The following is an 18,417-nucleotide window of genomic DNA, read 5'->3' on the forward strand; positions in this document are numbered from 1 at the left end:
AATAAGGCGGCCGATAGCTCAAGGCTACCAGTCCACGAAAAAGCCGGCCACGCCCACCAGTACGAGCACGGCGCCGGTGAAGCGGCGCTCATGGCGGGCCAGGCCCGTCAGGTTAAAGCGGCGCAGGCCGGTGTAGGCAACCGCTACCAACGCGCTCATGGCACCTATTGACACGACGAGGTAGGTAGTCATTAATAGAGCTAAATCCAGTGGGCCGCGCGTGCCGGCGGCCAGAAAAAAGGTCTGAATTTCCAGACAGGGCGCCAGAAACATCGTCGCGGCCAGCCCCAACACTACCCGGCCCCGCGGCCGCACGAGCACAGGTCCCACTTCCACGTCAGGGTGGGAGTGGCCGGCCCCGGAAAAAGCGTACACCAAGCCGATGACCACCAGCAGCGCTGGGGCCGCTACCCCGGTAAACTGCGAGAAGCGGGCCGAGAGCCGCCAGCCCAGCAACCCCAGAGCTAAGCCCAGCAGCACCGTGCTCAGCACGTGGGCCGCCCCGGCGACCACCGTTACGCCGAGCGCCCGCCGCAACGGCCAGCGCTCGGCGCGCGCCACGGCCAGCACCGGCGCCCAGTGATTGGGAATCGCGGCGTGGAGCAGGCTAAGCAGTAAGGCACCGGTGAGAAGTTGGAGCATAAACAGGGATTACGGACGGGGCCAGAAAAGAACCACGGCAATGCCCACCACAATGATGGCCCCACCAACCACGTCGAACCGGTCGGGCCGGAACCCGTCGAAGCCGGCGGCCCAGGCGATGGACATGACGATGAAAACGGCCCCGTACACGGCGTAGGTCTTGCCGAACGACGTCGGTTGCCAGGTGGCCACCCAGCCGTAGAGAGCCAGCAGCAGCGCCCCCACCAGTCCCGTCCACCCGGGTCGCCCGGACTTCAGCCAGTGCCACATCAGGTAGCCACCCCCGATTTCGCAGAGGCCGGCCAGAAAGAATATCGAAACAGGCTTAAGAAGGGCGAGCATGAAACGGGTGGGTTATTTATTCTTCCTCTTCGGCGTTTTTCATCTTGGCCAGCAGCGAGTAGGCGCCCTCCGTAACGAAAGGGGTGGTGGCGGGTACCGTTTCCGGCAGCTTGATTTCCGTATAACCATCCTCGCTACGGCCCAGCGTGACGGGTACCATCCGGTAGCGCCCGGCGGATTCCACGGCAAAGGCGTAGTTTTTGCCCTCGAAGCGCACCAGCGCCACGTCGGGCAGGGTAGTCGCTTGGGTGCGGCCCGTTTCAATCGTTGCCCGCACGTAGAGGCCAGGCAGCAGCGCCGGGTCTTTTTCCTGGTCCAGGTGGCCGTGCACGCGCACGGTGCGGTCCTCCCCAATGGCTTTGCCTACCAGGTATACCCGGGCCGTGCGCTCGCGGCGGGTGCCGGTGGAGTCGCTGGCCAGCGTGAAGCGAATCAACTGCCCTTTCTGCACCCGGGCCACGTCGCGCTCAAACACGGTCAGCTCCACGTGCAGGTGCTCGGGGTCCACGATTTCAAACAAGGCGTCGGTGGCCGTCACGGCTTGGCCCACCGTCACGTTGACGGTGCGCACGAAGCCGGCGCGGGGCGCGCGCAGGACGGCCGTCGTCACTATCTTTCCACCTACCGGCAAGCCGGCCAGCCGAAGCCGGGCGGCTTGGGCTTGGGTTTGCACTTGCAGGGCCCGGTAGTCAGCCTGGGCCCGCTGGTAGTTTTTTTGCGGCGCTACTTCCTGCTCGTACAGCTCCTTCTGGCGAGCCAGCTCGGTGCGGGCGTATTCCAGGCGGCTGCGCGTTTCCAGGTAGTCCTGCTGCAGCGTCACAAACTCGGGGTTGCGGATGGTAGCCAGCACTTCGCCTTTGCGCACGCGGGCGCCCTGTAGCAGCTCGGTATTCTCCACGAAGCCGCCGAGTGGGGCCGTGATGTTGACGGCGCTTTCCGGCGGCACGTCCAGCGTGCCCGTCACGGCCAGGCCCGCCCCCAAGGGTCGGTCAGCCAGGCGGGCCGTTTTCAGTCCGGCGGCCTGTTGCTCGGCGGCGGAAAGGGTCACCACATCGGAGGCTTCTTCGCCTTCCGCCTCACCGCCCTCACCGCCGGCTTCTTTGGCTTCGGTGGCGGGTTCGGCGTCCGCATTTTCTTTCTTATCAGTGCCGCAGCCGGCCAGGGTCAGGCTGAGCAGCAGCATCAGGGATGCAATCTTATTCATGAAATTCAAATCAGGGAGATGAAGAATGCCTTACTGGGCAGCGGTGCCGAGCAGGTAGTCCAGGTCGATGGCGGTTTGGTTGTGCTGGAGCACGGCGTCGAGGTAGGCCGTGCGCACGCTCAGGGCGCGCTCCAGGTTGAGCAGCAGCTCGGAGTAAGTGGTTTCGCCAGCTTTGTAGGCCCGCTGGCTCAGGCGCACGATGACGTCGGCCTGGGGCAGGCCGGTCTGCTCGTAGAACTGCACCCGGCGCTGCTGCTCGGCCAGGCGCAGGCGGAGCTCATCGAGCTGGGCGGCGGCTTCGGCCTGGTAGCGCCGGTAGGTGGTCGTGGCCACCTGCTCCTGCAGCTTGGCGGCCTGCACCCGGGCCTTCTGGGGCCCGCGCAAGAGCGGGATGGCCAAGCCGGCCTGCACGCTCTGGAACCGGTCCCCGGCCCCGTAGGTCGTGGCTTGCCCGTCCATCTCGTAGGTGCCGCGCAAGGACTGATTGGTGTATCCCACCGTAACCTGAGGCAGGCCTTGGGCCTGCTCCAGGCGGGTTTCGGCGCGGCGCTCGGTTATCTGCTGCTGCAATACCCGGGCCTGGGGCGTGGCGGCCAGTACCGCCGTATCGGCTGTTCCCCCGGGGGCAGGCAGCAGGTGCAGAACGCTGTCGGCAATGGCCACCGGCTGCGTGGTTTGCAGCAGGGCCTGCAGCTGACGCTGGGCAATGGCGTAGTCGGCCCGGGCTTGAGCCAATAGGTTCTGGGTTTCGCCCTGCTGAATCAGCGCGTTGGCCGGCTCCAGGCGCGCCACTTCCCCGGTCTTGAAGCGCAGCTGGGCGGCGCGCAGAAACTCGGTGTAGATGCTGTCCTGCCCACGCAGCGTGCGCAGGCGGTGGCGAGCGTGTACGGCCCGCTCGTAGCTCAGGCGCACCTGCCGGCGCAGCTCGGCCTGCACCTGGGCCAGCTGCTGCTCCCGGCCTCCAATCTGGGCCTGGCTCAGGCCGGCCTGGGCCCGGTAGTAGCCGGGCAGGGCCAGCGACTGGCCGATGCTGAGCACGTTGTCGGACAGCGGGGAGTTGACTTGGCCGTAGGTGCCCAGGATGGTGGTGCGTCCCACATCGAAGGCCGTGCGGCGCAGAGCCTGCTGCGCTTCCAGCGAGCGTTGCGCGGCCTGCACCGTGCCGTTGGCCTGCAGGGCCTGGCCCACCGCCTGGGTGGATGTCAGTGGCCCCTGGGCCCGAGCGGGCGCCGCGGCAAGCAGGCCGCCGAGGACAAGCAGTACCACCGAAACCGGCATTGCCGTAGCGGGCTGCGGTTTTTCATCTCCCTTTGGTTTTGCCTTGCGCTCAGAGAGGGCGTAGAGCACCGGCAGCACCAGCAGGGTGAGCAGGGTGGCCGTGACCAGCCCGCCGATGACGACGGTGGCCAGCGGGCGCTGCACTTCGGCGCCGGCCGACTGCGACAGGGCCATGGGCAAAAAGCCCAGCGAGGCCACCGTGGCCGTCATCAGCACGGGGCGCAGGCGCACCTGGGTTCCCTCCAGTATCCGTTGATACAGGTCCGTTTGGCCTTCCTCTTTGAGCTGGTTGAAGTAGCCAATGAGCACGATGCCGTTGAGCACGGCCACGCCAAACAGCGCAATGAAGCCCACCCCGGCCGAGATGCTGAACGGCATGCCGCGCAGCCACAGGGCCAGCACCCCACCGATGGCCGAGAGCGGAATGGCCGTGAAGATGAGCACCGACTGCTTCAAGGAACCGAAGGTGAAGAACAAGAGCGTGAAAATCAGCAGCAGGGCCACGGGCACCGCGATGCTCAGGCGCTCGGAAGCCTGGCGCAGGTTCTCGAACTGGCCGCCGTAGGTGGTGTAGTAGCCGGGGGCAAACTTGAGCTGCTGGTCCACTTTGCCTTGCAGCTCGGTGACGACGCTTTCCACGTCGCGGCCCCGCACGTTGAAGGCCACCGTGATACGGCGCTTGGCGTCGTCGCGCTGAATCTGATTGGGGCCTTCCTGCAGGTTCACCGAGGCTACTTGCTCCAGGGGAATTTGCTCTCCCGCGGGCGTGGCAATAAGCAGTTGGCGTACTTGGTTGATGTTCTGGCGCAGCTCGGGCGCCAGCCGCAGCACCACGTCGAAGCGGCGCTCCTGCTCGAAGAGCTGGCCGGCCGTCTGGCCGGCAAAGGCGGTCTGCACCGTGCGGTTCACGTCGTCCGCGTTCAGGCCAAAGCGGGCCAGCCGGTTACGGTCCAGCTTGACCACGATTTGGGGCAGGCCCGTGACCTGCTCCACGTACACGTCCTCGGCGCCTTCCACTTGCCGCACCAGGCGGGCCGCCCGCTCGGCGTAAGAAGCCAGCTGCGTAAGGTCTTCGCCGTAAATCTTGAGCACCACGTCCTGCTTAGCGCCGGAAATCAGCTCGTTGAAGCGCATCTGGATGGGTTGCTGAAAGCCGAAGGTGACGCCCGGAATCACGCTCAACGCTTCGGCCATCTTCTCGGCCAGCTCTTCCTGGGTTTTGGCGGACGTCCACTTGCCTTTGTCTTTCTCCAGAATCACCATCACGTCGGCCGCTTCCACCGGCATGGGGTCGGTGGGGATTTCGGCCGCCCCGATTTTGGCCACTACTTCCTGCACTTCCGGGAACTGCTTTTTGAGAATGCCGCCCGCCTGCTGGCTTTTGTCGATGGTGTAGCTCAGCGACGAGCCGGTGAGCGTGCGCATCTCAATGGCAAAATCACCTTCCGAAAGCTGGGGAATAAACTCTCCGCCCAGGGTGCGGAATAAGAGCAGGGCGCCCACAAACAGACCAACAGCCGCCAGCAGTACCACGGCTTTGCGGCGCAGGGCCCACTCCAGCAGCGGGCGGTAGCCCTTTTCGAGCCAGCGCATCATCCGGTCCGAAAAGTTGGGCTTGTGCGCGGTGTTGCGGCTCAGGGCCAGCGCCGACATCATCGGCACGTAGGTGAGCGAGAGAATAAAGGCGCCGATGATGGCAAAGGCCACGGTCTGGGCCATGGGGCCGAACATCTTGCCCTCGATGCCGGCCAGCGCCAGCAGGGGCAGGTACACAATCAAGATGATGATTTCGCCAAAGGCCGCCGACGACCGGATTTTCGAGGCCGCTTCGTACGTGGCCTCGTTCATCTGGTCCCGGGTCAGCTTGCCGTCCGCCCCTTCCGGGTGCGAAGCCAAGCCAACGTGGTTGTGCAGACGGTGCACGATGGCCTCTACGATGATGACGGCCCCGTCCACCACCAGGCCGAAGTCGATGGCCCCGAGCGAGAGCAGGTTGCCCGACACGCCAAACAGGCGCATCATGGCGATGGCAAAGAGCATGGCCAGCGGAATCACCGAGGCCACCACCAGCCCCGCCCGCCAGTTGCCCAGGAAGAGCACCAGCACGAAGAGCACAATCAGGGCGCCCTCAATCAGGTTGGTTTTCACCGTGCCGATGGCCCGGCCCACCAGCTCGGAACGGTCCAGGTACACGTCAATGGTCACGCCCTCGGGCAGGGACTTGCGCACGGTCTCCATGCGCGTTTTCACCGCTGTAATTACGTCGTTGGCGTTGGCCCCCTTGAGCATGAGCACGATGCCACCGGTTACTTCGCCCTCGTTGTTGCGGGTCATGGCCCCGTAGCGCACGGCCGAACCCAGGCGGATGTCGGCCACGTCGCGTACCTGCACGGGCAGGCCGCCCTGGGTGTTGCGCACGACGATATTGCCCAAATCGGCGGCGTTCTCGGCCAGCCCTTCGGTGCGGATAAAGTAAGCCGTGGGCTTCTGGTCGAGGTAGGCGCCGCCGGCGTTCTGGTTGTTGGCGGCCACGGCGCGGTACACCTGGTCCACGGTTACGTTCAGGGACCGGAGCCGGGCCGGGTCCAGGGCAATTTCGTACTGCTTGAGCAGGCCGCCGAAGCTGGCCACGTCGGCCACGCCGGGCGTGCCCAGCAGCTGGCGGCGCACTATCCAGTCCTGAATCGTGCGCAGCTCGCGGGCGTCGTACTTCTTCTCGAAGCCGGGCTTGGCGCGCACCAGGTACTGGTAAATCTCGCCCAGGCCAGTGCTCACGGGAGCCAGCTCGGGCTGACCCACGCCTTCGGGAATCTGGTTTTGGGCCTCCCGCAGGCGCTCGGCCACCTGCTGGCGGGCCCAGTAAATGTCCACGCCGTCCTCGAAGACGATGGTCACGACCGAGAGGCCGAACCGGGAAAAGGAGCGTACTTCCTCCCGGTTGGGGATGGTGGCCAGGCTTTGCTCGACGGGAAAGGAAACGAGCCGCTCAATATCGCCGGCGGCCAGCGAGGGGGCCACCGTGTAAACGACGACCTGGTTGGTGGTGATGTCGGGTACCGCGTCAATCGGCAGCCGGCTCAGGGAGTAGCCGCCCCAGGCCACCAGGGCCAGGGTCAGTATTCCAATGATGAGCTTGTTGTGGATGGAAAAATGAATGAGCCGGTCAAACATGCTGGCTGAGGGGTAAGGCTAGAAATCCTGAAAAAGGCGGCCGGAGCCCCGGGGGCTCGACGACGGCGGGCTTTGGCGGGGCACGAAAACGTGCGCCTACGCAACGGAAACCGGGCACAGCAGCGTGCCCGGTTTCGCAACGAAACCGGAATGAGTAGGAAACTAGGCTTGAGGGGGCTGCCAGATGCTGCCAGCCATCTGGCGCGCGGCGGGGGGCGCCAGCCGGGCAAAGCGCCCCGGCGGAACAAAGGTGGGGGTTTTCGCCGTCCAGGCCAGAACGGTAGCCGGGGGCAGGGAGGGGCCGGAGCAGCAGTGGCACTGGCACAAGGGCGAACACCAGTCCAGAAGCGAGTGCGACGACGAATCGTGCTCCGTGGCCGTCACGTACGTTTCCGTGGCGCTGGCCCGCACCAGTTCCGTATCCGCACAGGGCAGACACGCCAGAACGGCCAGGTAGAACGCAAAAAACACGGAAAAGAAACGCATACAAGCTAGACGGGATGGTGCAAACCTACGGAATGCGCGCCAATAAGGATACACCCGGCAAGTAAGCAGCGGTTAATTGGGCAGTTGCCCGGACAAGGTATGCGAGGCAATCAGCCACTGACCCTGTCGGCAGGTAAGCACCGAAACCGCCGTGTAGCAGCGCCGCTGGTGACGTCGTGCTGTCCCAGAAACGGGCGCGGACAGGCAATAAGTTTCCACCGCGAGCGCACGGGTCGAATCGCTCAACACGCTGACTTGATAGTCCTGCAGTAGCGGGCCGGGACGGCACCAGCCCCGGCAGCCGGCCAGCCGCACAAAGCGCGAGTGCACGGGCTTTTCGGCTTGGTCTACGGTCCAGGCCGAGGGCGTAAATGCTGTGAGGGCGGCCACGGAGTCGCCGACCTGCCGGGCGTGGCGGTATGCGAGCAGGGTTTGTTGCACGTCGGCTTCCACCGAGCATAGCCGGCTTGGTTCTTGCGCGACCGGGGTGCCCAGCAGCAGGGGCGCCGCTAGCGCCGGCAAGGCCAGCGCTAGAACCAGCAGAAAGGGAGTAGGAAAAGGCATGAATCAAGACGGATGGTAACGATAAGCACGGGCGTAGCCCGATAAGGTTTTCGCGAACCGGCAGGTGCAGCTTCACCGGAGTGGTTCTGGCCACGACCGGCACGGGAAAACATCTGGCCGGGGGGCTTCGTTACCGGAAACAACTTTCTGTACCCCTGGCATTCCCGCCCCTGCTCACGAACCTGACTTTAGCCGCCCTCAGCGAAGCCCGCGCTCTCACTGGGCAGGGCGGCGGAACCCGGAGCAAAATCCAGCCGCCCACCGCGCGGGCCCTTATTGTCGTTCTCGAGGGGCGACGGGTAGGGCGAGGGGGGGCGAAAACTGCGGGTCGTTGGTGAACGTGGTGTGGGTCAAGGGGTAGAGGAACGCCAGGATGGCTTTCTTTTCCCAGGCCGTGAGCAGGAGCGTTATGCCACCGGGCGGGTTGGAAACCTGCAGGAGCAGGGGCTGAACATGGCGCTGGGTTGGACATGCTCGCTGTAGTGGTTCAGCACCTCGTCCAAGGGCTTGAACCGCCCGTCGTGCATGTAGGAGCCCATAAGGGCGATGTCGCGCAAGCTTGGTGCGCGGAACACGGCCCGGTCCTGCGCGTGCCGGGTCACCGCCTTCCGCCCCACGTCCCGGAGAAACGAGTCCAGGCCGTTGTTGCGGAGCATGTCCCTGGAGGTGTTCGGCCCGCCGTGGCAGTTGCCGCCCTGCAACCGGGTTTCCGGGAGGGGATGGGTCATAAAAAGTTGCTGGCCGGCGGACTCGGTCAGGGAGGACCGTTTTTCGTTGCGCAGCGCCCGGTCGGAACGGGAGTTGCTCGAAATCAGCGTGCGCTTGTCTGGTGGCGTGTACAACAACTTAAATTCTAGTTGGTGGCCAAGACTGGCTTGGGGGCACCGCTGCTTCGGCGGATAGTTTTCCAAAGCATAGGACATCCCATATAACCGCAGTGTAAGCTAACTACTGGGTGACCTATGAAGGGTCTGCTAAGCGCAGCAATCTTTTTTCGGCGGATGAAACGCAGTTCGGATATCTTTGTTTAGAAACAGTACAAATAAGACTCTGGTTCATGTCCGTATTTACTGCCGCTTCCACGGCCGCCGCCCCGCTGCCTTTGGTGGACCAGCCGGGCCCCGGGCTGCCGGATTTCTCCCGGCTGGCGCTCATCGGCAACCCCAACTCGGGCAAATCCTCGCTGTTCAACCAGCTCACGGGCCTCAACCAAAAAGTGGGCAACTTCCCCGGCGTCACGGTGGACCGCAAAACCGGCGTGAGCTGGCTTACGCCCCAGCACCGGGCCGAAATCATCGACCTGCCCGGCACCTACTCGCTCTACCCCAAGAGCCTGGACGAGAAGGTCATCACCGACCTGCTCTACGACCGCACGTCGGCCCAGTACCCGGACTTCGTGGTGGTGACCGTGGACGCGAGCAACCTGCGCCGCAACCTGCTGCTCTTCACCCAGGTGGTCGACCTGGGTTTGCCCGTCATCCTGGCCCTGAACATGATGGACGTGGCCGCCCAGCACGGCGTGCACCTCGACGTGCCGGCGCTGGAGCGCGCGCTGGGCGTGCCCGTTATCCCGATGAACGCGCGCAAGGGCGTGGGCGTGGCGGCCCTCAAGATTGTCATGGCCCAGGAGCTGGCCGCGCCCCGGAGCCGGTTCTACACGCCCGAGGCCGACCTGGCCCCCCTAGTGGCGCAGATTCGCGCCCGCTTCGACCTGCACAACGACTACCTGGCCCTGCACTACGCCCACCAGGGCGCGCACATCAAGTTTCTCCCGGCCGAGGACCGGGCTTTCCTGCAGGAGCTGACGGCCCGCTACGACTTTCAGCCCACGGCCCGGCAGGCCCAGGAAACCATTGCCCGCTACGCCCGCATCAACGCCATCATGCTCGACTGCGTGAGCGTGACGCGCACGGAGCAGAACGAGTCCTACAGCAATAAGCTCGACAAAGTGCTCACCCACAAGGTGTGGGGCTACGGGATTTTCTTCGCCGTGCTGCTGCTGCTCTTCCAGGCCATCTTCGCCTGGGCCCAGTACCCGATGGATTTGATTGACCGCGGCATTGCCGGCCTGAGCGGGCTGATTCAGGACCGCTTCGACGGGCCGCTGGTGAACCTAGTCACGGAGGGCATCCTAGCGGGCCTGGGCGGGGTGCTCATGTTCGTGCCCCAGATTGCCCTGCTCTTTGCCTTTATTGCCGTGCTGGAGGAAACCGGCTACATGGCCCGGGTCACGTTCATGATGGACAAAATCATGCGCAAGTTCGGGCTCAACGGCAAGAGCGTGGTGCCGCTGATTTCGGGCGTGGCCTGCGCCGTGCCGGCCATCATGAGCGCGCGCACCATCGAAAACTGGAAGGACCGCATCATCACCATCTTCGTCACGCCGCTGATGAGCTGCTCGGCCCGGATTCCGGTCTACACCGTGCTCATTGCCCTGGTGGTGCCCGACCAGAAGGTGCTGGGCTTCTTTAACCTGCAGGGCCTGGCCCTGATGGGCATGTACCTGCTCGGACTCGGGGCGGCCCTGCTGTCGGCCCTGCTCATGAAAGTGCTGCTTAAGACCAAGGAGCGGAGTTACTTCATCATGGAGTTTCCGGTCTACAAGTGGCCGCGCTGGAAGAACGTGGGCATCACCATCGTGGAGAAGGTGAAGACCTTTCTCTTTCAGGCGGGCAAAGTCATCGTGGCCGTGTCCATCATTTTGTGGGTGTTGGCCTCCTACGGCCCCGGCCAGGCCCAGCAGCGGGCCGAAACCCGGGTGCGGGCCCAGGCCGCGCAGCAGCAGTGGGCGCCGGCCGAGACGGAAACGCGGGTGGCGTCGGCCAAGCTGCAGGAATCCTACGCCGGCGTGTTCGGACGCACGCTGGAGCCGGCCATCCGGCCGCTGGGCTACGACTGGAAAATCGGCATTGCCCTGCTCACCTCGTTTGCGGCCCGGGAAGTGTTCGTGGGCACCATGTCCACCATCTACAGCGTGGGGCAGGACGCGGACATGCGCACGGTGCAGCAGAAGCTGGCCGCCGAGAAGGACGTGAACGGCGAGCCTGTGTTTACCGCGGCCCGCTCGTTTTCGCTGCTCGTCTTCTACGCCTTTGCCATGCAGTGCATGAGCACGCTGGCCGTGGTGTACCGCGAAACCAAGGGCCTTAAGTGGCCGCTGCTGCAGCTGCTCTACATGACCGGGCTGGCCTACGCGGCGGCCTATGCGGTGTATCACCTGTTGCGCTAAGCGGATGCACCGCCTGGTTGAGAAGGGGAAGGCGCAGCTACAAGAGCAGGTCCACGTGGTCAGCATCCAGTGAAACGAAGAGGTGCGCCGCCCGTGCTTCCACTGCTGGCCTTTCCAGTGTGGGCAGTAGGTTGGCGGCGTACTCGTGCGACGCCCCCGCTTGTTCAGCCAGCTCCCAAAACGCCACCAGTGGCGCATCAAGGCGTCCATTAACTAAGGTACAATCCGGCCCGGTCCCGATGCGGCCGTTTGCGAGACAGCTCCTGGGCGAGCTTACCGGTCGCGGCTTTGTTTACTTTGACTACTTCTATGGCCCACCTACCCTCTTACGATGATGCCCTCGGTTCCGAGCACCGTGGCCCGGATAACCGGCTGCGGGTTAACCAGCACGGTTTAATAACGGATGGCCGTCGGAATTGGGTTTTTAGCTTCGGCCTTATGCTCCACGTTTTCCTGGTCTTAGCCGAAGCGGGCGCGGGCGCCTGGGTAAATTCGGCGGCGCTCCTCGCCGACGCCGGCCGCAACCTCGGCAGCGGGGCCGGGCTGGGCTTAGCCTGGTGGTGCGGCCGCCCGGTCCTGCGCCCGGGCCGGGGGCGCTATCCGTACGGCTTTAACCGCCTCCCTTTTCAGGTTTCCCTCTACACGGCGCTCGGGCTGTGCGCCCTGCTGGGCTTTCTGCTGCCCGCCACCGTTGACCACCTGCGCCACCCTCAGCCGGTGAACGGCCTGCTGGTCGGGCTGCTGGCCGGCGCTGGCCTACTTCTCCACACCGCAACTGCCACCCTGCTGGTGCGGGGGCAGCAGCCCCGGGGGAACGGGCGCCGCGGCTACCAGTACCTGTTCACCGATGCCCTGGTTTCTTTGGGGGTAATGCTGGGCGGAGCCCTGCTTTACTTCGCGGGCTGGCAGCGGGTGGACGCCTTCCTGGCCGTGGGGCTGCTGGGCGTTATTGCCTTCGGCGGCTGGGGCCTGCTCAGCCCGGGCCGGCTGCTGCGCCCGAGGGCCTTGGACGTGAATACCGAGGAGGTGCGCGCCTTTTTGCTGGGACAACCCGGCGTGCGCGAGGTTAACAAGCTGCGTATCTGGGCCATCAACCCGCTTGACACCGCCCTGAGCGTGCACCTGGTCCGGGCCCGCGGGGACGATAGCGCCTTTAAGGAATACCTGCAGGAGGCCCTGCGGCAGGAGTTCAACATCAGCCAGAGCACGGTGCAGCTCGAACACGAAACGTACAGCCCGGACTCCCCCGGCGGGGGGTATTAACCGGGCCGGCGCATCAGCAACAGCAATAAACTGGCGGCTGTGATTCTTTTATTTCTGCCGACCGGTGCAGGTCCGGCCGCCAGGAGCAGCTCCCAGCCAAACGCCCGGCAGCAGGGCCGGGCGTTCACATCAAAAAATTGGCAGCTTACTTGGTAACGCAGCAGCTAGGAGCACCAGCTGCGCAGGCTGGGGTGCCAGTTTGGGCGCAGTTTTGTACCAGCGGGCAATTGGGGGTGCCCTTTAGTGGACAGTCAACTGCGGTGGGCGTAGGGCTGGTGAAGCCAAACAGAGCCCCACCGGAGAGCAGCGCCGTAGCGCCGAACATCATCATTTTGCGTTTCATTGGTTTGGGTGGTTAGGTGAGCCCGCCGGTACGGCCGCGGCATAGTCTGGAAAGCCACGGTCCGTACGTCGTGGTTAGCACTTAAAAGACAAGTTAGGCCTTAATGGCCTTGAAGCCGGCGTCTTCTACCAGCGCCAGCACCTGCTCCTCGGTCACGTCGCCGGTCACGGTGAGCACCTTATTGGGGTTGGCCGTGTCGACTTGCCAGGAAGTGATGCCCTTCTCGCCGTTGAGGGTGGGCGTTACGGCTTTAATGCAGCCGCCGCAGTTGATGTTGGTGTTGAATTGGAGCGTTTTCATGGTAGTAAATGTGTGGCGCCCTTGGTTGGCGGGTTCGGGATTAAAACATCCAAAAGTAGCGGCACGTGCCCGGGAAGGGGTACATAATTAGGCTTCAGGCTTGCATGATTTGTAGCCGCTATTCCACTAACTGCCCCCGCTACAACGGCGCAGGCCAGACTTTAATGGTGACCCATGCCTCCGACTAATAGGTGTTTACCAACGACGAATAGCAATAGTAGCACCAGTCCGGCGATAAGCAAATAGCGGCCCCAGAGCATAGGCAGAGTAGTTGCGTGTCCCGCGGCCACGGCCTGGGCATGCGCCTGCTTCTGCAGCCGCCACTTACCAATGCGCCCCCAGGGTTTGTACACCGAAATAGCCGTCGCCGTCAGCAGGACCACCAGTGCCGCTGCCGCATCGGCCAACAGCTGCAGGCGCAGCCCGCGCAGGTCGGTCGCCGACAGGTCAGCCTTGGCGGCTACTTCGGCCAGGTAGGTAATGGGCTGCATGTGTAGCAGCAAGAGCAGCGTGGCGCCCACCGTGAGCACCAGCTTGACCAGCACCCAGTAGTGCTTATATAAGCCCCAGGGCGTGCCCAGCGTCTGCACTACGCCGGTGACTAGTGAGCCCAGGCTGGAGGGCACAATAACAAACCAGCCACTCAGGCCCATGGCCAAGTAGGCCGTGCGCACCAGCAACGCATCGGAACTGGTCAGACCGGTGATGGCCAGGGCCAGGAATACGGCCACGGCGCCGAGCCAGCCCACTGAAAATGTGATGTGGGCGGTGAGCATGAATTTGCGCAGTGCGGGAGTCAGGGTCATCAACGGGGCGGTTGGGGCGGAAAAACGACCCCGTAAAAGTAGGGATGGTGCCCAGGCCGGGCGTACAGAATTAGGCCGCGAACCAGCATAATTACCAGGTGTTGCCACATGAAAAAGCCAGCCCGTACGCGACGGGCTGGCTTTACACGGTATCTGGAATAACTAGGCGGCAATACCCTGACGGCAAGCCTGCTCGCAGCGGCGGCAGGCCTCGGCGCACTCCTTGCAATGCTGGGAGTGGGCACCGTGCTTCTCGCATTCGTCGGCGCAGGCCTTGCAGATTTCAGCGCACTCGCGCAGCAGGTGGGCGGCGTGCTCCGAGCCGCGGGCGGTGAAGCGGGCCGTGAGGGCGCAGATGTCGGCGCAGTCGCGGTCCAACAGCACGCAGCGGGCCATCATCTTCACGTTGTCTTCCTGCAGGCAGGCCGTGGCGCAGTGCTCGCAGGCGGCGATACAGGCATTGAGGGCATCGAGCAGGCTTTGGTTTTGGGTATGCATGGGAAAGGGGTGTAAGTGGACAACTAAAGCAACCCAACCGGGTCACTGCCTAAGTATACCTGCTCTGTGGCCCACGGTTTTACATATTAGGCTCCTTCCCTTGCATGATTTGGGGTCTCCTTCCCCACCACCGAAGTCATTTCGGCCCGCAGCAGGCGGCGATACGTAGAAGGTGAACAGCGGGCCAGGCGCCGGAACTGGCCGGAGAAATGGGCCAGGCTGGCGTACCCCAGGCGCCGGGCAATGAGGCCCACGCTCAGGGAAGAAGTAAGCAGCAGCTCCTGGGCATAGGCCAGGCGCTGACTTAGAATGTAGGCCGCCAGCGTCTTGTCTCCCACCAGGCGGGCAAAGGCCGCGCTTAGCTGCCCGTACGTCAGGTCCAGCTCCCGGGCCACCGCCGCCCCGAACGCCCGGTGCCGCAGGCTTTCGCCGGGTTCGCGCAGCAGACGGTTCACCGCCACGCTCACTCGTTCCACCAGGGTCTGGTGAAAGGTTTCGAGCAGCGCAAACCGGGCCGCTTCCAGCGTGGCCCGCAGGCGGGGCCAGTCTAGGTCTTCCGGCTCTCCGGCGACTGTGGCCGCCCCCAGGCGCACGTCGAGCACCTGCAAGCCCAGCCCTTCCAGCTCTTGCCGCACCACCCGGATGCCGCGCGCGCACACCATGTGCTTGATGTAAAGCACGGTGGTGGGCGCAGCAGAATCGGGGCGATTAGGCATCAAGTAGGGAGGTTAAGGCAGGTAGATGCCACGCTGCCAGCACTCGGTGTAGTCGAGTACCATGTGCAGCAGAAAGCCCACGGCCCAGATGCGGGTCCGCTCCGGCCAGAGCAGAAGCACGTAGCCGCCGATTGCCCAGTAGGTGTGAAAGGTGTGGAAGTTGATGCTGCACCGGTTGGGGTCGTAGAAGGGCGTGGCCCACAGGTGGTCCAGGTCCAGCAGTAGGGCGGCGGCCAGCACCAGCCACACCCGGCGCCAATGGGGGCGGTAGAAGGCCAGGGCGTAAAGCCCCGGCACCGTGATGTGCAAAAAGGCGTGCAGCATATCCTAGCGGGTGGGCAGCACCGGGTTCAAATCCGAGGGCGGCGTGAGGGGCTGCGCGTCGAGCTCCTGTGGATGGTCGTCCAGGCCCGTTTCCTGGTGGGAAGCAAAATATTGGGCCAGCGCCTTCTCCCCTACCAGCCAGAAGACGACCGGCGTGACGATGATGTCGAGGAAGGTGGAGGAGAGCAAACCACCGAGAATGACGGTGGCCACCGGGTAGAGGATTTCCTTGCCCGGCGCGTCCTTGGCCAGCGTGAGCGGCACCAGGGCCAGCGCGGCCACCAGGGCCGTCATCAGCACGGGGACCAAGCGCTCCAGCGAGCCGCGGATAATCATGGGAATCCCGAACTTCTCGCCTTCGTGCTCCACGAGGTGGATGTAGTGCGAAATCATCATGATGCCGTTGCGCGAGGCAATGCCGGTGAGCGTGATAAAGCCAACCAGCGAGGCGATGCTGAACGTGCCGCCCGTGAGCAGCACCGCCACCACCGAGCCGATAAGAGCCAGCGGGATGTTGAGCATAATCTGGCCCACCATAAGCGAGGATTTGAAGTGCGAGAACAGCACCAGGAAGATACCGGCCAGCGAAAACAGGCTCAGCCAGAGTATCTTCTGCGAGGCCGACTGTTGGCTCTCGAACTGCCCGCCGTAGGTCAGGTAGTAGCCGGGGGGCAGCTTCACTTGCGCATTTACCTTGGCTTGAATCTCCTTGACGGTGGAGCCCAGGTCGCGCTCGGCCACGTTCAGCGAAATAGTGATGCGCCGCTGGGTGTTTTCGTGATTGACGGTGTTCGGGCCGGGTTCGTAGACGATGTCGGCCACCTGGCTGACTGGTATCATGGCGCCGCTGGGCGTTTCGATGCGGGTCTGGCCGATGGCGGCAATGTCGTTGCGCTGCTGCTCGGGCAGCTTCACCACCAGGTCGAAGCGCTTCTGCCCGTCGAGCATCTGCGAGACCACCGCGCCCTGAAACAGGGTTTCCAGGTCGCGCACCACTTCGCTCCGGGCCATGCCGTAGGCGCGCAGGGCGTCGTCCTTGGGCCGGATGAGCAGCTGCGGAATCTGCACCTGCTTTTCTACCTGCAGGTCGACCACGCCGGGCACGGTGCTGGCGGCCGTGCGCACCTCGTTGGCATAGCGGCGCAACTCCAATAGGTCATTTCCAAACACCTTGATGGCTACCTGGGCCCGCACACCTGACAAGAGGTGGTCGAGACGGTGGGAAATGGGCTGGCCGATGTTGACGTTAACGCCCGTTATCAAACTCAGCTTTTCCCGCATGTCAGCCAGGATTTCGTCGCGGCTGCGCATGGTTTTGCCTTCCTTCTCCAGCTCCGCTTCGGTCTTGAAAGCCACCTCGATTTCCGAGTTGTTCACCGACTCGGCGTGCTCGTCGAGCTCGGCCCGGCCCGTGCGCCGGGCGGTGAAGGCCACTTCCGGAATTTTGAGCATCTGTGCTTCCCCCAGGCTACCCAGGCGGTTGGACTCGGTGAGCGAGGTGCCCGCGGGCGCGGAGAAATTGACCGTGAGCGAGCCTTCGTTGAAGGGCGGCAGAAACTCGGTGCCGAAGAACGGAATTAGCGCCATGGCTGCCACGAACAGCGCCCCGGTCACCCCAAGGATGGCTTTGGGGTGCTGCAGGCCCCAGCCCAGCAGGCGGGTGTCCTTTTTCTTGAGCCAGCGCACCAGCCCACCGTCGGTTTCGGGGTGGTCCATCTGCTTCATCTTGGGCAGCAAATAGTAGCACAGCACCGGCGTGACGGTGAGCGACACGAACAGCGAAGCCACGATGCTGGTGATGTAGGCAATGCCCAGCGGCGCGAAAATGCGGCCCTCCATGCCCTCCAGCGCGAACAGCGGCAAAAACACCAGCACCACGATGATGGTGGCGTACACGATGGAGTTGCGCACCTCCGAGCTAGCGGCATAGATGACTTTCAGCACCGGCTGCGGGTTGGCCTTTTGCTTGTTCTCGCGCAAGCGTCGGTACACGTTTTCCACGTCTACAATGGCGTCGTCCACCAGCTCACCAATGGCAATGGCCAGCCCGCCCAGCGTCATGGTGTTGATGCTGATGCCAGCCGCGCGGAACACCAGCGCCGTAACCAGCAAGGACAGGGGAATGGCCACCAGCGAGATAAACGTGGTGCGCACGTTCAGCAGGAAGGCAAACAGCACGATGACGACCAGGATGGCGCCGTCGCGCAGCGCCTCCTCTACGTTGCTGATGGAGGACTCAATAAACTCGGACTGCTTGAACAGACGGGTGTTTACCTGCACATCTTTCGGCAAGGAAGGCTTGAGCTCTACGAGGGCTTTTTCCACGGCTTCGGTCAACCCCACGGTAGCCGCGCCGGGCTGCTTCTCGATGCTGAGGATGACGGCGGGCTGGCCGTTCACGCTGCCGTCGCCGCGCTTGAAGCGGGCCCCGAACTCCACTTTGGCCACGTCGGCCACGCGGATGGGCGACTGCTCGCGGTAGCCCACGATGATGTTCTCGATGTCGGTGACCGAGCGCAGGCGCCCCAGGTTGCGAATAAGCACCTCCGAACCCTGCCGGTCGAAGAAGTTACCCGTGGTGTTCAGGTTGGACTGGCGCAGGGCTTCTTCGACCTGATTAACCGTGAGGCCGGTGGCATTGAGCCGGGGCATGTCGAGCAGCACCTGGTACTGCAGGTTGTCGCCCCCGATGGGAATGACCTGGGCCACGCCCGGAATCGAGAGCAGGCGCTGGCGTACGGTGTAGTTGGCCAGCGTGCGCAGGTCGGCAGCGTTCGTTTCCTTGCCGCCCGACAGCCCCACCAGCATAATCTGGCCCATGACCGAGGAGATGGGCCCCAGCACCGGCGTGATGCCCTCGGGCAGCTGCTCGCCGGTGGTTTGCAGCTTCTCGCTCACAATCTGGCGGGCGGTGAAGATGTCGGTGCCGTAGTCGAACTCCACGAACACCATGCCCAGGCCGATGGCCGAGTTGGAGCGCACGGCCGACACGCCCGTGGCCCCGTTCAGGGCCGTTTCCACGGGCAGCGTCACCAGGGCTTCCACTTCTTCGGGGGCCATGCCCGGCGCTTCCAGGAACACCGTCACGCGGGGGCGGTCCAGGTCGGGCAGCACGTCCACGGGCAGCTGGTTCGCGGTGTAGGAGCCGGCAATAAGGAGACCCACGGCAAAGGCCAGCATCAGCAGCCGGTTTTGCAGGGCAAAGCGAATTATCTTGTCTAGCATCGGTGGTTAGCGCAAAGAGGAAGAAG

General features: G+C 64.0%; 15 protein-coding genes. 2 read left to right on the forward strand and 13 right to left on the reverse strand.

Annotation, left to right across the window (positions count from 1 at the left end; translation table 11 throughout):
* Positions 1-24: 24 nt before the first annotated feature.
* The 7 genes from E5K02_RS22685 to E5K02_RS22715 form a co-directional block, all read right to left on the reverse strand.
* On the reverse strand, positions 25-642 hold the full coding sequence (locus tag E5K02_RS22685) for a hypothetical protein (RefSeq protein WP_135398309.1): 618 nt from the start codon (positions 640-642) through the stop codon (positions 25-27).
* A gap of 9 nt (positions 643-651) precedes the next feature.
* Positions 652-984: a YnfA family protein gene (locus tag E5K02_RS22690; RefSeq protein ID WP_135398311.1), complete on the reverse strand. Its 333-nt coding sequence runs from the start codon at positions 982-984 to the stop codon at positions 652-654.
* A gap of 16 nt (positions 985-1,000) precedes the next feature.
* Positions 1,001-2,188, reverse strand: a complete 1,188-nt coding sequence (locus E5K02_RS22695; protein ID WP_135398313.1) for an efflux RND transporter periplasmic adaptor subunit — start codon at positions 2,186-2,188, stop codon at positions 1,001-1,003.
* A gap of 30 nt (positions 2,189-2,218) precedes the next feature.
* Positions 2,219-6,637, reverse strand: coding sequence for a CusA/CzcA family heavy metal efflux RND transporter (locus E5K02_RS22700; RefSeq protein WP_135398316.1), 4,419 nt, complete (start codon positions 6,635-6,637; stop codon positions 2,219-2,221).
* 162 nt (positions 6,638-6,799) lie between these two features.
* Entirely contained in the window at positions 6,800-7,123 is a 324-nt protein-coding gene (locus tag E5K02_RS22705; protein WP_135398318.1) for a DUF6660 family protein, read from the reverse strand.
* A 72-nt stretch (positions 7,124-7,195) separates the two neighbouring features.
* The gene (locus tag E5K02_RS22710) at positions 7,196-7,687 is read right to left on the reverse strand and encodes a hypothetical protein (RefSeq protein WP_135398320.1); all 492 of its coding nucleotides are present in this window, start codon (positions 7,685-7,687) and stop codon (positions 7,196-7,198) included.
* Between the two features lie 407 nt (positions 7,688-8,094).
* The gene (locus E5K02_RS22715) at positions 8,095-8,610 is read right to left on the reverse strand and encodes a cytochrome-c peroxidase (RefSeq protein ID WP_167856550.1); all 516 of its coding nucleotides are present in this window, start codon (positions 8,608-8,610) and stop codon (positions 8,095-8,097) included.
* A 134-nt stretch (positions 8,611-8,744) separates the two neighbouring features.
* Between E5K02_RS22715 and feoB the strand changes: the two genes are divergently transcribed.
* A complete protein-coding gene (gene feoB, locus E5K02_RS22720; protein WP_135398324.1) occupies positions 8,745-10,916 on the forward strand; it encodes a ferrous iron transport protein B in 2,172 nt (723 codons plus the stop codon).
* 438 nt (positions 10,917-11,354) lie between these two features.
* Positions 11,355-12,179, forward strand: coding sequence for a cation diffusion facilitator family transporter (locus E5K02_RS22725; protein WP_167856551.1), 825 nt, complete (start codon positions 11,355-11,357; stop codon positions 12,177-12,179).
* Between the two features lie 436 nt (positions 12,180-12,615).
* On the opposite strand, the gene E5K02_RS22730 is transcribed toward E5K02_RS22725, so the two are convergent.
* The 6 genes from E5K02_RS22730 to E5K02_RS22755 all read right to left on the reverse strand — a co-directional run bounded on the left by E5K02_RS22730 (position 12,616) and on the right by E5K02_RS22755 (position 18,391).
* Complete coding sequence (locus E5K02_RS22730; protein ID WP_135398328.1) at positions 12,616-12,822, reverse strand: heavy-metal-associated domain-containing protein; 207 nt, start codon at positions 12,820-12,822, stop codon at positions 12,616-12,618.
* A gap of 161 nt (positions 12,823-12,983) precedes the next feature.
* Positions 12,984-13,628 (reverse strand): hypothetical protein, encoded by a 645-nt coding sequence (locus E5K02_RS22735; RefSeq protein WP_206026008.1) that lies wholly within the window; start codon positions 13,626-13,628, stop codon positions 12,984-12,986.
* A 162-nt stretch (positions 13,629-13,790) separates the two neighbouring features.
* A complete protein-coding gene (locus E5K02_RS22740) occupies positions 13,791-14,126 on the reverse strand; it encodes a four-helix bundle copper-binding protein (protein WP_135398330.1) in 336 nt (111 codons plus the stop codon).
* An 86-nt stretch (positions 14,127-14,212) separates the two neighbouring features.
* Positions 14,213-14,842, reverse strand: coding sequence for a helix-turn-helix transcriptional regulator (locus E5K02_RS22745; protein WP_135398332.1), 630 nt, complete (start codon positions 14,840-14,842; stop codon positions 14,213-14,215).
* Between the two features lie 12 nt (positions 14,843-14,854).
* Entirely contained in the window at positions 14,855-15,166 is a 312-nt protein-coding gene (locus E5K02_RS22750; protein WP_135398334.1) for a DUF6122 family protein, read from the reverse strand.
* 3 nt (positions 15,167-15,169) lie between these two features.
* Positions 15,170-18,391, reverse strand: a complete 3,222-nt coding sequence (locus E5K02_RS22755; RefSeq protein ID WP_135398336.1) for an efflux RND transporter permease subunit — start codon at positions 18,389-18,391, stop codon at positions 15,170-15,172.
* Positions 18,392-18,417: the final 26 nt, after the last annotated feature.

The organism is Hymenobacter metallicola (assembly GCF_004745645.1).
In the GTDB taxonomy this organism is placed as follows: Bacteria; Bacteroidota; Bacteroidia; order Cytophagales; family Hymenobacteraceae; genus Hymenobacter; species Hymenobacter metallicola.